This is a genomic window from Caulobacter endophyticus, from assembly GCF_003116815.1.
In the GTDB taxonomy this organism is placed as follows: Bacteria; Pseudomonadota; Alphaproteobacteria; order Caulobacterales; family Caulobacteraceae; genus Caulobacter; species Caulobacter endophyticus.
In genome coordinates this window covers 1-12,387 of the sequence record NZ_QDKQ01000029.1, presented here as the reverse complement: position 1 = coordinate 12,387, position 12,387 = coordinate 1, and the positions used below count along the sequence as shown (strand labels likewise).

The following is a 12,387-nucleotide window of genomic DNA, read 5'->3' as shown; positions in this document are numbered from 1 at the left end:
GGCTTGAAGCTCCCGGACGGCGACAATGCGGAGATCGACCAGCGCAAGCTGACCGACTACGCATTGTCGCCGACCCACCCGGTGGGCAAGCACAAGGCGCGCCTGTTCGCGCTGAAACTCGGACTGACGCGCGAGGACGCGCCGGTCCTGATCGAAGCGCTCCGCGTGGCGGCTGCTTCTGAAGATGCATTCCCAGCTGACGTCGACGCCTGGGGCGTTCGCTACCGCATCGACTTCCTGTTCCGATTTTCCGAACGTTCTGCGATGATCACCAGCGGCTGGATCGTACCGGCCGACGGATCGCGGACCCGACTGACCTCGGTGTTCGTCATGCGGGAAGCCCGATGATCAACGAACTCGACACTGTCGCCCTGTTGGTCGACCGTCCGGATCTGAACCTGCGGAAGGGCGAGATGGGTACGGTCGTGGACGTGCTGGGCGATCGCGAGGTCTTCCAGGTCGAGTTCGTCGACGACGAGGGCTTCACCTACGGCCTGGCGACCTTCGCCGCGAGCGACCTGCTGAAGCTGCATCACCGCGCCAGGGCCGCCTGAGCCTTCCGCAAAACCCCTTATGCGCGCCCCCGGATTTGCGCGGGATCGGGCTTGGGCTTAAGCCGATCCCATGACGCAACACGCCGACACCCTTTCCGATCTCGACGCCCGGAAGGCCCGCGCCCGGGCCTGGTTCGAGAGCCTGCGCGACCAGATCTGCGCCGCCTTCGAGACCCTGGAGGACGAGGCGCCCGCCGAGCTCTACGGCGATGCGCCCGGTCGCTTCGAGCTGAAGCCGTGGGATCGCCCGGCCGGCGGCGGCGGGGTGATGGGCATGATGCACGGCCGCCTGTTCGAGAAGGTCGGCGTGCACGTCTCCACCGTGTTCGGGACCTTCCCGCCGGAAATGGCCAAGACCATGCCGGGCGCCGCCGAGGATCCCCGCTTCTTCGCCACCGGCATCAGCCTGATCGCGCACATGACCAATCCGCGCGTGCCGGCCGTGCACATGAACACCCGCTTCATCGCCACCACCAAGGGCTGGTTCGGCGGCGGCGGCGACCTGACCCCGCTGCTGGGCTACCAGCGCAGCCAAGACTTCCCCGACGCCATCGACTTCCACGCCGCCTACCAGCGCGCCTGCGACAAGCACGATCCGGAGTGGTACGCCAAGTACAAGGCCTGGTGCGACGAGTACTTCTTCCTGCCCCACCGCAACGAGCCGCGCGGCATCGGCGGCATCTTCTACGACCACCACGACAGCGGCGACTGGGATCGCGACTTCGCCTTCACCCAGGACGTCGGCCGGGCTTTCCTCGAGATCTACCCGACCCTGGTCCGCCGACGCATGAACGAGGCCTGGACCCCCGACGAGCGCGAGCAGCAGCTGATCCAGCGCGGCCGCTATGTCGAGTTCAACCTGCTCTACGACCGCGGCACGATGTTCGGCCTGAAGACCGGCGGCAACACCGAGTCGATCCTCAGCTCCATGCCGCCGCAGGTGAAGTGGCCGTGATCAGATCCTCCCCCCTGAAGGGGGAGGTGTCGGCGAAGCCGACGGAGGGGGAAGTCTTTCGGAGGTCGGCTCCATCAGCGGAAGCTGAAAACGGCCCCCCTCCGGCCCGTCGGGCCACCTCCCCCACAGGGGGAGGATCCGGCTCACACCGCCAGGCACACCACCTGCGCCACGCGCAGATCCCGCCGCAGGCCGTCGGCGATGCGGCCGTAGTTGTCGGTGGTGATGGCCTCGCCCGGGGCGAACTCGGGGACGGAGGCGTCGCCCCCGCGCCGGGGCGTGCGGGCGATCAGGGTGCGCAGGCTCTCGGGCGCGGTGGTGTAGATGCGGCCGCGACGCGGCGACTCCGCCACCGTCACGCCGATCACCCGGCCGGCGCTGTCGAGCGCCGGGGCGCCGGAGAGGCCCGCCAGCGTGCCCTTCAGATTGTCGGTGCGGCCGACCTCGGCCCAGACCAGCACCGGCTCGGTGCGGGCGCCGCGCCCGTGGATCACCAGGTTCTCGCGGCCGATCAGGCGCGAGGCCACCTCGCCGGCGTGGCCCTGGGGATAGCCGGGATGGAAGGCCCGCATGCCCTTGCGCGGGTCGGAGAGGTTCACCGGCATGGCCGGGGCGCCGCCCTCGGTGGTCAGGATCGCCGCGTCGAAGCGCGGGTCGATGGTCACCTTGGCGGCGACGCCGCGGCCGTCGGCGACCAGGATGGCGGCCTGCTTGCAGCCGTCGACCACATGGCGGGCCGTCAGCCAAATCCCGTTCTGCCCCACCGAGAAGGCCGTGCCCGAGGCCGGCTCCTGCTTGTCGGGCACCTGGACGACGATCGACGGGTCGAAGGGCGAGGCCGGGCCCAGCGGCACGCCTTCCTCGCCGGGGACCGGCGGCGGCGGCGGCGGCGCGTCGGCGCGCTCCTGGCGGCCGACGGCGACCACCAGAAGGGCGGCGACCACGGCGCCGTAGACCAGCCAGTCTGGAAGCTTGGGGAAATGCACGCGCCCCGCTCCGGTTCGTTCCTTTCGCCTCAGCCCGCCACGCCGGCGGCGATGATGATGGCGGTGGCGAGCTTGGCGCCCACCAGCAGGGCGGCGGCCGAGACCTCGCCCTCGTTGATCCGCTCGGGCAGGCCCTTGAGCATCATGTCGGTCAGGCGGAAGACCAGGAGCTGCAGCGCCAGCGTGGCCACGCCCCACAGCAGGATCTCGATCACCGAGGTCGAGGCCGCCAGCGACGCGGCCAGCGGAATGGCCAGGCCCGTCATCACCCCGCCCAGCGACAGGGCGGCGGCCGCATTGCCTTCGCGGATCAGCTTGATCTCGCGATGGGGGGTCAGAAGGATGTAGATCGCCGCCCCGGCGACCAGCATCGCCATGGTCACGCCCACATGGGTCAGGGTCGTCAGCAGGCCGTTGGCGAAGGCCTGGATCTCGGGCGACTGGATCTGAGGCATGTTTACGCGACCCCCTGGGACTTGAGGGGCAAGCTCTAACACGGGTTGGCGAGGCTTGCGTAGGGGGCTCGCGTGGCGGGCGTCGAACCCTCTCTCTTTGAGAGAGGGAGGGGGCCGCGTTGCGCGTGTTCGGGCTGAGTGGAGCAGACCCCCCCACCCGTAAAGTCCCCGCTTTCGCGGGGACTTTACGGAAAAAGAAGCACGCGCAACCTAGGCCGCGTCGTCGGCGTCGTCTTCCAGCATGCCGGCCATGGCCGCCATCGACAGCTTGCGCAGGGCGCTGGCGCGGACCTTCTCGCTTTCGCTCTTGAGTTGGCCGCAGGCCGCAAGAATGTCGCGGCCGCGCGGGGTGCGGATCGGCGAGGAGTAGCCGGCCTTGTTGAGGATCGCCGCGAAGGTCTCGATCGCGCCCCAGTCCGAGCACTCGTACTGGCTGCCCGGCCAGGGATTGAACGGGATCAGGTTGATCTTGGCGGGGATGCCCTTGATCAGCTTCACGAGGGCGCGGGCCTCGTCGGGGCTGTCGTTGACGCCCTTCAGCATCACGTATTCGAAGGTCACCCGGCGGGCGTTGGACAGGCCCGGATAGGCGCGGATGCCCGCCATCAGCTGCTCGATCGGGTACTTCTTGTTCAGCGGCACCAGCACGTCGCGCAGGGCGTCGTTGGTGGCGTGCAGGCTGATGGCCAGCATGGCCTGGGTGGCGTCGCCCAGCTTGTCGAGCATCGGCACGACGCCCGAGGTCGACACCGTGATGCGGCGACGCGAGATGCCGATGCCCTCGTTGTCGCTGATGATCTCGATGGCGTCGGCCACCTGGCCCAGATTGTAGAGCGGCTCGCCCATGCCCATGAACACGATGTTGCTCAGCAGGCGGTCTTCCTTGTCCGACGGCCATTCGGCCAGGTCGTCCTTGGCGATCTGCACCTGGGCGACGATCTCGGCCGTGGTCAGGTTGCGCACCAGCGGCTGGGTGCCGGTGTGGCAGAAGCTGCAGTTCAGCGTGCAGCCGACCTGGCTGGAGACGCACAGGGCGCCGACCCGGCCCACCGACGGAATATAGACGGTCTCGACCTCGATGCCCGGGGCCATGCGGATCAGCCACTTGCGGGTGCCGTCCTTGGAGACCTGGCGCTCGACCACCTCGGGGCGGGCGATGGTGAAGGTCTCGGCCAGGCGCGCGCGGGTTTCCTTGGCCACGTCGCTCATCTGGGAAAAGTCGGTGACGCCGCGATGGTGGATCCAGCGGAACACCTGGGTGGCGCGCATCTTGGCCTTGCCATGCTCGACCACGCCGCTTTCGGTCAGGGCGGCGATCAGCTGCGGGCGGGTCAGGCCCGACAGGTTGACGGGCGGCTTGGCCGCGTCGGCCTTTTCAGCGGGCGCAACGCGGGACAGGTCGAGGGTGACGCTCAAGGGGCGGTCCGGGAAATTCGAGGAATGTGCGGGGTCGAGGCGGGGATATAGCAGATGTGAGGCGGTTTTCCAAAAACCAGGATCCTCCCCCTGTGGGGGAGGTGGCCCGGAGGGCCGGAGGGGGGACGTTTTCAGCTTCCGCGGCGGTGGATGGTCATCAGCTGCTCACCCTCCGTCCGCTTTGCGGACACCTCCCCCACAGGGGGAGGATCTTGCGGGGCGATCTTTCCTTCTCCTCCCCCGTGGAACGGGGGAGGGGGACCACGAAGTGGTGGAGGGGGCGAGACTGGGCTCAGCGGTGGCGGTCGCCCCCTCCGTCACGCCGCGTATCCGCGGCGCGCCACCTCCCCCGCTTCGCGAGGGAGGAGCAGACAATCGTCCGCCTTACCGCTAAACCGCGCCCATGCCGTTCACCGCCACCGTCATGACCATGTTCCCCGAGGCCTTCCCCGGCCCGCTCGGCGTCTCGATGATCGGGACCGCCTGGAAGGAGGCCGACCTGTGGCGATTGGAAACACTGGACATTCGCGCCTTTTCCAAGGATAAGCGCGGCTTCCTCGACGACACTCCCGCGGGTGGCGGCGCGGGAGCCGTACTCAAAGCGGACGTCATCGCCTCTGCGCTCGACAGCGTGGACCTCGGCGGGCGGCCGCTTTTGTACATGAGCGCCCGGGGCAGGCCCCTGACCCAGGCGCGCGTTCGCGAGTGGTCCAAGGCGCCTGGCGTCGTGGTGCTGTGCGGCCGCTTCGAGGGGGTGGACCAGAGGGTGCTCGACGCCCGCGGGTTCGAGGAGGTCTCCGTCGGAGACGCGGTGCTCGCCGGTGGCGAGGCGGCGGCGATGGTGGTGATCGAGGCGTGCGTTCGACTGGCCCCGGGTGTGCTGGGGAATATCGACAGCACGCTGGAAGAAAGCTTCGAGGACGGCCTCCTCGAGCATCCGCAGTACACCAGGCCGCGGACGTTCGAAGGGCTCGACATCCCCGAGGTGCTGCTGTCGGGCGACCACAAGAAGGTCGACCAGTGGCGGCGCAGTATGCGTGAAGAAACGACCCGCGAGCGGCGTCCCGACCTCTGGGAAGCGCATCTCGCCAATCAACAGGCAAAAGGCGGCCCGAAAACGGGTAAGCCCAAGGAGAAATGATCATGGCGATCAACATCATCGCTCAGCTCGAGCAAGAAGAATCGGCCCGTCTGCTGGCCGTCCGCGCGATCCCGGAATTCCGTCCCGGCGACACCCTGCGCGTCAACGTGAAGATCAAGGAAGGCGAGCGCGAGCGCGTTCAGGCCTACGAAGGCGTCTGCATCGCCCGCCAGGGCACGGGCGTCCACGAGAGCTTCACCGTCCGCAAGATCTCGTTCGGCGAAGGCGTGGAGCGTCTGTTCCCGCTGCTCTCGCCGAGCATCGAAAGCATCGAAGTCAAGCGTCGCGGCGTCGTCCGTCGCGCCAAGCTGTACTACCTGCGCGACCGTCGCGGTAAGTCGGCCCGTATCGCCGAGCGCGTCAACGTCCGCAAGGACGCCGAATAAGCAGCTCGCTCGCTACGGCGAAGTGTTCGAAGGCCCCGGTGGAAACGCCGGGGCCTTTTGCTTTTGCGGTTGTCCTCCCGCGGGCGCTGCGCAATCCTGGCGAGAGTTCTTGGGGAGGGGCGCATGAGGCGCGTGCTGAAGGCGGCCGGCCTGCTGGCGGTGGCGATGCTGGCCATGGCCGGGGCGCGGACCACGGTTCCCGACCTGCCCCGGGCCGAGGGCGAGCCCGAGCTGCTGGCGCCCAACGGCCGGCGCGGGATGGGCGTCGATCTCAACGAGATCCGCATCTTCTTCGCCGGCGGCTACGACGGCGAGGGCATTCGCCGCGCCAACATGAAGTTCGTCCGCTCGATCCACGGCATGACCTTCTACAAGGTTGAGGGGCGGCTCTATGTCGATCGCGACGGCGACCATGTGATCGACGCCGGCGCCGCCTATGTGCCCGAGACCGGGCTGGTGGTCGCCGACTGGAACTGCGACGGCAGGGGCGACCAGATCCTGCTCAGCATGCGGCCCACGCCGAAGGGCGGGATCAAGGACCTGCTCAGGCGGGCGCGCGCCGAAGGGGCCCGCTGAACGGTCAAGCTTTGTGCATAAGCACGCATCTTGACGGACCGTTGTTCTGTGGCATGATGATTTCACCCTCGCTGTTCAGACACGGCGGGCTTCCAGACCGTCTCCTTTCTAGTGGACGGCCCTCTTCAGGCGGAGCCATCGGCCCCTGGAGTGTACAAACGATGCCAGGGCGCGCCGACAGGTCACTACGACCGGCGCGCCCTTAGTCGTTCGAGGTTGCGTTCAGTGGTCCTCGTCCCGCCGGATGGGGACCAAGGCGACCGCCGCGTTCTGCGTCTCCAGCAAGGCTTCGGGGCAAGAAACGTGCGCCTGGACGTTGTTTCCGACCCGCGTCGGGGCAGGATCGATCGCTGCACAGCGGTCACACAGCGGATTTTCGGCGTTTCCTCGCTTTACGCGCCCGTCCATCGGGCCTAGATGCGGATCGCTATGACCCGCGCAACAAAGACCCTCTACGACAAGATCTGGGACGCCCACGTCGTCAACGAAACCGACGGCGAGGCCATCCTGTACATCGACCTGCACCTGATCCACGAGGTGACGACGCCGCAGGCCTTCGCCGGCCTTCGCGCCGCCCGTCGTCCCGTGCGCCGGCCCGACCGCACGCTCGCGGTGGCCGACCACAACGTGCCGACCGAGAACCAGGCCGCCGGCGTCGACGCCGTGCAGGACGAGGAGGCGCGTCTCCAGCTGCAGACGCTGGGCCGCAACGTCGCCGACAACGGGATCGAGTATTTCCCGATGGGCGACATCCGCAACGGCATCGTCCACGTGGTGGGTCCCGAGCAGGGCCGCACCCAGCCGGGCATGACCATCGTCTGCGGCGACAGCCACACCTCGACCCACGGCGCCTTCGGGGCCCTGGCCCACGGCATCGGCACGTCCGAGGTCGAGCACGTGCTGGCCACCCAGACCCTGCGCCAGAAGAAGGCCAAGAACCTGCTGGTGCGCGTCGACGGCCAGCTGGGCCCGGGCGTCACCGCCAAGGACATCGCCCTGGCCGTCATCGGCGAGATCGGCACGGCCGGCGGCACCGGCTACGTCATCGAGTACGCCGGCGAGGCCGTGCGCGGCCTGACGATGGAGGGCCGCATGACCCTCTGCAACCTGACCATCGAGGGCGGGGCCAAGGCCGGCCTGATCGCGCCGGACGAAACCACCTTCGCCTATGTGCAGGGCAAGCCCGCCGCGCCGAAGGGCGCGGCCTGGGACATGGCCGTCAGCCACTGGAAGACCTTCTTCTCGGACGAAGGCGCCGTCTTCGACCGCACCGTCGTCATCGACGGGGCCGCGCTCGTGCCGATGGTCACCTGGGGCACCAGCCCTGAGGACGTCGTGCCGATCACCGGGAACGTCCCCGAGCCGGAGAGCTTCGCCACCGCCGACAAGCGCGCCGCCGCCCACCGGGCCCTGGACTATATGGGCCTGACCGCCGGCCAGCCGATCTCCGAGGCCCGTATCGACCGTGTCTTCATCGGCTCGTGCACCAACAGCCGCATCGAGGACATGCGCGCCGCCGCCGCCGTGGTGCAGGAAGCCTTCCTGCACGGCCGCATGGTGGCCCCGCACGTCAAGGCGATGGTCGTGCCGGGCTCGGGCCTGGTGAAGGAACAGGCCGAGTCCGAGGGCCTGGACGCCATCTTCAAGGCCGCGGGCTTTGACTGGCGCGAGCCGGGCTGCTCGATGTGCCTGGGGATGAACCCCGACCGCCTGGAGCCGGGCGAGCGCTGCGCCTCGACCAGCAACCGCAATTTCGAGGGCCGTCAGGGCCGCGGCGGCCGCACCCACCTCGTCTCGCCCGCCATGGCGGCGGCGGCGGCGATCGCCGGCCATCTGGTCGACGTGCGGACCCTGCTGTCGGAGACGAACTGATGCAAGCCTTCACCCGTCTCGACGGCCGCGCCGCGCCCCTGTCGCTGGCCAATATCGACACCGACCAGATCATCCCCAAGCAGTTCCTCAAGACCGTCGAGCGCGAGGGCCTGGGCAAGGGGCTGTTCTTCGACTTCCGCTTCGACGCGGCCGGGAACGAGATCGCCGACTTCGTGCTCAACCGCCCCGAATACAAGGGCTCGTCCGTGCTGATCGCCGGCGACAACTTCGGCTGCGGCTCCTCGCGCGAGCACGCCCCGTGGGCCCTGATGGACTTCGGGATCATGTGCGTGATCTCCACCAGCTTCGCCGACATCTTCAACAACAACTGCTTCAACAACGGCCTGCTGCCGGTGGTGCTGGCGGCCGACGAAGTCAGCGTGCTGATGGACGAGGCCAAGGGCGGCAACCACATGGTCAGCGTCGACCTGGAAGCCCAGACGGTGGTCTCGCCCTCGGGCAAGACCTTCAGCTTCCAGATCGATCCGGTGCGCAAGGAGAAGATGCTGAAAGGTCTGGACGCCATCGGCGAGACCCTGCAGCACGCCGCCGACATCGACGTCTTCGAAAGCAAGCGCGCCATCGGCCAGCCCTGGCTGGAATCCTGAACCCCTCCCCCTTGATGGGGGAGGGCAGGGGTGGGGGTGACTGCGGCGGTTGGGTTCGCGCTATATCCCGACAGGCTTTCACCCCCATCCCCGACCCTTCTCCCATCCAAGGGGGAAGGGAGAGAGACCCAGATGACCATCATCCTCGCCGGCACGATCCGCATCGCGCCCGAGCGCCTCGAAACCCTGCGCCCGCACCTGGCCGCCCAGGTGGCCGGGTCGCGCGCCGAGCCGGGCTGCCTGGACTACGCCCTCTCCGAGGACCGGCTCGATCCGGGGCTGATCCGGGTTTTCGAGCACTTCACCGACGAAGCGGCCTTGGCCTTCCACCGCGCTTCGCCGCATATGGCCGCGTGGCGCGCGGCGTGCGCCGAGCTTGGCGTGTACGAGCGCCGCATGTCCTCCTTCGACGTTTCCGCCTATCGCGAGATCTGAAATGGCTACGCTTCTCCTGCTCCCCGGCGACGGCATCGGTCCGGAAGTCTGCGCGGAGGTGCGCCGCGTGGCGGCCGCCCTCGTGCCCAGCCTGGTGGTCGAGGAAGCCATCTACGGCGGCGCCAGCTACGACGCCCACGGCACGCCGCTGACCGACGAGGTGCGTGATCGCGCCCTGGCCAGCGACGCGGTGTTGATGGGCGCGGTCGGTGGTCCCAAGTGGGCCGACGCTCCCCGCCACCTGCGCCCGGAAGCCGGCCTGCTGAACCTGCGCAAGGCGATGAACGTCTACGCCAACCTGCGCCCGGCCTACTGCTTCGAGGCCCTGGCCGGCGCCTCCAGCCTGAAGACCGAGCTGGTCTCGGGCCTGGACATCATGTTCGTGCGCGAACTGGTCGGCGGCGTCTATTTCGGCGAGCCGCGCGGCATCGACGTGCTGCCCGACGGCCAGAAGAAGGGCTACGACACCGCCCTCTACACCACCAGCGAGATCGAGCGCGCCGGGCGCGTGGCCTTCGAGCTGGCCCGCGGCCGCAAGAACAAGGTCCACTCGGCCGAGAAGTCGAACGTCATGGAGTCGGGCCTGCTGTGGAAGCAGGTGATCACCGAGCTGCATGCGCGCGAATATCCCGACGTCGAGCTGGAGCACATCCTGGCCGACAACTGCGCCATGCAGCTGGTGCGCGCGCCCAAGCAGTTCGACGTCATCGTCACCGACAACCTGTTCGGCGACATCCTGTCGGACGCGGCGGCCATGCTGACCGGCTCGCTGGGCATGCTGCCCTCGGCCGCCATCGGCGATCCCGACAAGCCGGGCCTCTACGAGCCGATCCACGGCTCGGCCCCCGACATCGCCGGCAAGGGCCTGGCCAATCCGCTGGCCGCCATCCTGTCGTTCGAGATGGCCCTGCGCTGGTCGCTGAAGGAGGTCGAAGCCGCCGACCGCCTGCTCGCCGCCGTCAAGGGCGCTCTGGATTCGGGTGCGCGCACCCGTGATCTCGGAGGTGAATTGACCACTGTTCAGATGGGTGATGCGGTGTTGTGTCGCATCTGATCTGGTAGAATAGCGCCGTTATTTCGGCGTTTTACAATTTCTGCTTAAGTTTTTTCGCCCAGTTCCTTTGCTTATCAAGAGATAAGTCGGGACCTGGGCGAAATGCGTTTCAACGACCTGAAGATATCGGCGAAGCTGGGGATCGCGTTCAGCGCCCTGATCATCGCCTTCGTGGCCTCTTCGGCCGTTGTGTTCACCAGCCTGCAGCGCATCGAAGACGCTTCGGTCTCCACCCAGCGCAGCCTCTCCCTGGCCACCGAGGCCGAGGAGATGATGACCCTGGTCCTCGAGCAGCAGAACGCCCTGCGCGCCTACGCCCTGCTGGGCGACACCCAGTTCGCCGAGGCCTACAAGGAAAACGCCGCCCGGTTCGACAAGGCCCTGGACGCCTTCGAGGGCAAGACCACGATCGCCGAGCAGAAGGCCCGCATCCAGCGCCTGCGCGCTGCGGTGGGCGTGTGGCGCAAGACCATCGCCGAGCCCGCCCAGGCGGCCGTCGACAACGATCCGGTCATGGGCCGCATCGCCGCCGGCGAGCTGATGGGCCGCAAGAGCCTGACTGACATCCGCAACGTCCAGCAGGAACTGACCGACGCCGCCGCCGAGCGCGTCGCCCTGCGCGCCAAGGAGATGAAGTCGGCCATGGACCTGGCCATCCTGTCGCTGGTCCTGGGCGGCGTGGCCGCCCTGGTCATCGCCGGCCTGATGGGCTGGATGCTGTCGGGCACCATCGGCGCCTCGGTGGCCGCCATGACCGCCGCCATGCGCCGCCTGGCCTCGGGCGACAACTCCATCGAGGTCCCCGCCGTCGGTCGCAAGGACGAGGTCGGCCAGATGGCCCAGGCCGTGCTGAGCTTCAAGGACGCCGCCATCCACAAGCTGCGCCTGGAAGACGAGGCCGTCGAGCAGCGCCGCATGACCGAGGCCGAGCGCGCCCGCGTCGAGGCCGAAAAGGCCCGCAAGGCCCAGGAAGACGCCGTCGCCGTGTCGGCCCTGGCCGAGGCCCTGGGTCACCTGTCGAACGGTGATCTGACCTTCCGCATCACCGCCGCCTTCGCCCCTGACGCCGAGCAGCTGAAGACCGACTTCAACGCCGCCGCCGCCCGCCTGGAAGAAGCCATGCGCGGCATCAACGGCGCCGCCGGCGGCATCCGCGCCGGTTCGGAAGAGATCGCCCAGGCTTCGGACGACTTGTCGCGCCGCACCGAGCAGCAGGCCGCCAGCCTGGAAGAGACCGCCGCCGCCCTCGACCAGATCACCGCCACCGTCCGCAAGACCGCCTCGGGCGCCAAGGAAGTCTCCAGCCTGGTGGCCGGCGCCCGCGCCGGCGCCGAGCGCTCGGGCCGCATCGTCGACCAGGCGGTCGGCGCCATGGCCGGCATCGAGCAGTCCTCGGGCCAGATCGGCAACATCATCGGCGTGATCGACGAGATCGCCTTCCAGACCAACCTTTTGGCGCTGAACGCGGGCGTGGAAGCCGCGCGGGCCGGTGACGCGGGCAAGGGCTTCGCGGTCGTGGCGCAGGAAGTCCGCGCGCTCGCCCAGCGCTCGGCCGAAGCGGCCAAGGAGATCAAGGGCCTGATCTCGACCTCGACCCAGCAGGTCGAGGCCGGCGTCTCCCTGGTCGGCCAGACCGGCGAGGCCCTGCGCGCCATCGTCGACCAGGTGGCCAGCATCGACGCCCTGGTCGGCGAGATCGCCGCCAGCGCCCAGGAGCAGTCCACCGGCCTGCACCAGGTCAATGTCGCGGTGAACCAGATGGACCAGGTCGTCCAGCAGAACGCCGCCATGGTGGAAGAAGCCACCGCCGCCACCCACTCGCTGAAGGGCGAGGCAGGCGAGCTGGCCGTGCAGGTCGGCCGCTTCAAGGTCGCCGGCGCCGCCGTGGCCGCCTCGGCGCCCCGGGCCGCCACCCCGGCCTCGCGTCCCGCCGCCAGCCCGGCCCGCGC

14 protein-coding genes are annotated in these 12,387 nt (G+C 68.7%); 11 read left to right on the top strand and 3 right to left on the bottom strand.

All coding sequences use genetic code 11. From position 1 onward, the window contains the following. Positions 1-3 precede the first annotated feature (3 nt). From DDF67_RS06810 to hemF, 3 genes are all read left to right on the top strand, one after another. Positions 4-348 (top strand): DUF6883 domain-containing protein, encoded by a 345-nt coding sequence (locus DDF67_RS06810; RefSeq protein WP_109100154.1) that lies wholly within the window; start codon positions 4-6, stop codon positions 346-348. Next, positions 345-554 carry a DUF4926 domain-containing protein gene (locus tag DDF67_RS06805; protein ID WP_109100153.1) on the top strand — a complete coding sequence of 70 codons (210 nt, stop codon included), beginning with the start codon at positions 345-347 and terminating at the stop codon, positions 552-554. Before DDF67_RS06810 ends, DDF67_RS06805 begins: the two co-directional genes overlap by 4 nt. A gap of 70 nt (positions 555-624) precedes the next feature. Next, positions 625-1,509, top strand: coding sequence for an oxygen-dependent coproporphyrinogen oxidase (gene hemF, locus DDF67_RS06800; protein WP_109100152.1), 885 nt, complete (start codon positions 625-627; stop codon positions 1,507-1,509). Positions 1,510-1,652: 143 nt separating this feature from the next. Here the strand turns inward: hemF and DDF67_RS06795 are convergent, their stop codons facing one another. The 3 genes from DDF67_RS06795 to rlmN form a co-directional block, all read right to left on the bottom strand. Further along, a complete protein-coding gene (locus DDF67_RS06795; protein WP_109100151.1) occupies positions 1,653-2,495 on the bottom strand; it encodes a S1 family peptidase in 843 nt (280 codons plus the stop codon). A gap of 29 nt (positions 2,496-2,524) precedes the next feature. Then, complete coding sequence (locus tag DDF67_RS06790) at positions 2,525-2,950, bottom strand: DUF350 domain-containing protein (RefSeq protein WP_058350636.1); 426 nt, start codon at positions 2,948-2,950, stop codon at positions 2,525-2,527. Positions 2,951-3,160: 210 nt separating this feature from the next. Then, complete coding sequence (gene rlmN / locus DDF67_RS06785; protein ID WP_109100150.1) at positions 3,161-4,366, bottom strand: 23S rRNA (adenine(2503)-C(2))-methyltransferase RlmN; 1,206 nt, start codon at positions 4,364-4,366, stop codon at positions 3,161-3,163. Positions 4,367-4,769: 403 nt separating this feature from the next. On the opposite strand from rlmN, the gene trmD reads away from it, so the two are divergent. The 8 genes from trmD to DDF67_RS06740 all read left to right on the top strand — a co-directional run. Beyond that, complete coding sequence (gene trmD, locus DDF67_RS06775) at positions 4,770-5,507, top strand: tRNA (guanosine(37)-N1)-methyltransferase TrmD (protein ID WP_109100149.1); 738 nt, start codon at positions 4,770-4,772, stop codon at positions 5,505-5,507. Positions 5,508-5,509: 2 nt separating this feature from the next. Next, positions 5,510-5,893: a 50S ribosomal protein L19 gene (gene rplS / locus DDF67_RS06770; RefSeq protein ID WP_109100148.1), complete on the top strand. Its 384-nt coding sequence runs from the start codon at positions 5,510-5,512 to the stop codon at positions 5,891-5,893. Between the two features lie 123 nt (positions 5,894-6,016). Further along, positions 6,017-6,469, top strand: a complete 453-nt coding sequence (locus DDF67_RS06765) for a hypothetical protein (protein WP_109100147.1) — start codon at positions 6,017-6,019, stop codon at positions 6,467-6,469. Between the two features lie 429 nt (positions 6,470-6,898). After that, positions 6,899-8,341, top strand: coding sequence for a 3-isopropylmalate dehydratase large subunit (leuC, locus tag DDF67_RS06760; RefSeq protein ID WP_109100146.1), 1,443 nt, complete (start codon positions 6,899-6,901; stop codon positions 8,339-8,341). Then, complete coding sequence (gene leuD, locus DDF67_RS06755) at positions 8,341-8,949, top strand: 3-isopropylmalate dehydratase small subunit (protein WP_109100145.1); 609 nt, start codon at positions 8,341-8,343, stop codon at positions 8,947-8,949. Before leuC ends, leuD begins: the two co-directional genes overlap by 1 nt. A gap of 132 nt (positions 8,950-9,081) precedes the next feature. Further along, positions 9,082-9,384: a putative quinol monooxygenase gene (locus DDF67_RS06750; RefSeq protein ID WP_109100144.1), complete on the top strand. Its 303-nt coding sequence runs from the start codon at positions 9,082-9,084 to the stop codon at positions 9,382-9,384. A 1-nt stretch (position 9,385) separates the two neighbouring features. After that, complete coding sequence (gene leuB / locus DDF67_RS06745) at positions 9,386-10,438, top strand: 3-isopropylmalate dehydrogenase (RefSeq protein WP_109100143.1); 1,053 nt, start codon at positions 9,386-9,388, stop codon at positions 10,436-10,438. A gap of 102 nt (positions 10,439-10,540) precedes the next feature. Then, positions 10,541-12,387, top strand: a 1,847-nt coding sequence (locus DDF67_RS06740) for a methyl-accepting chemotaxis protein (protein WP_109100142.1), incomplete at its 3' end; no start/stop codon positions are given.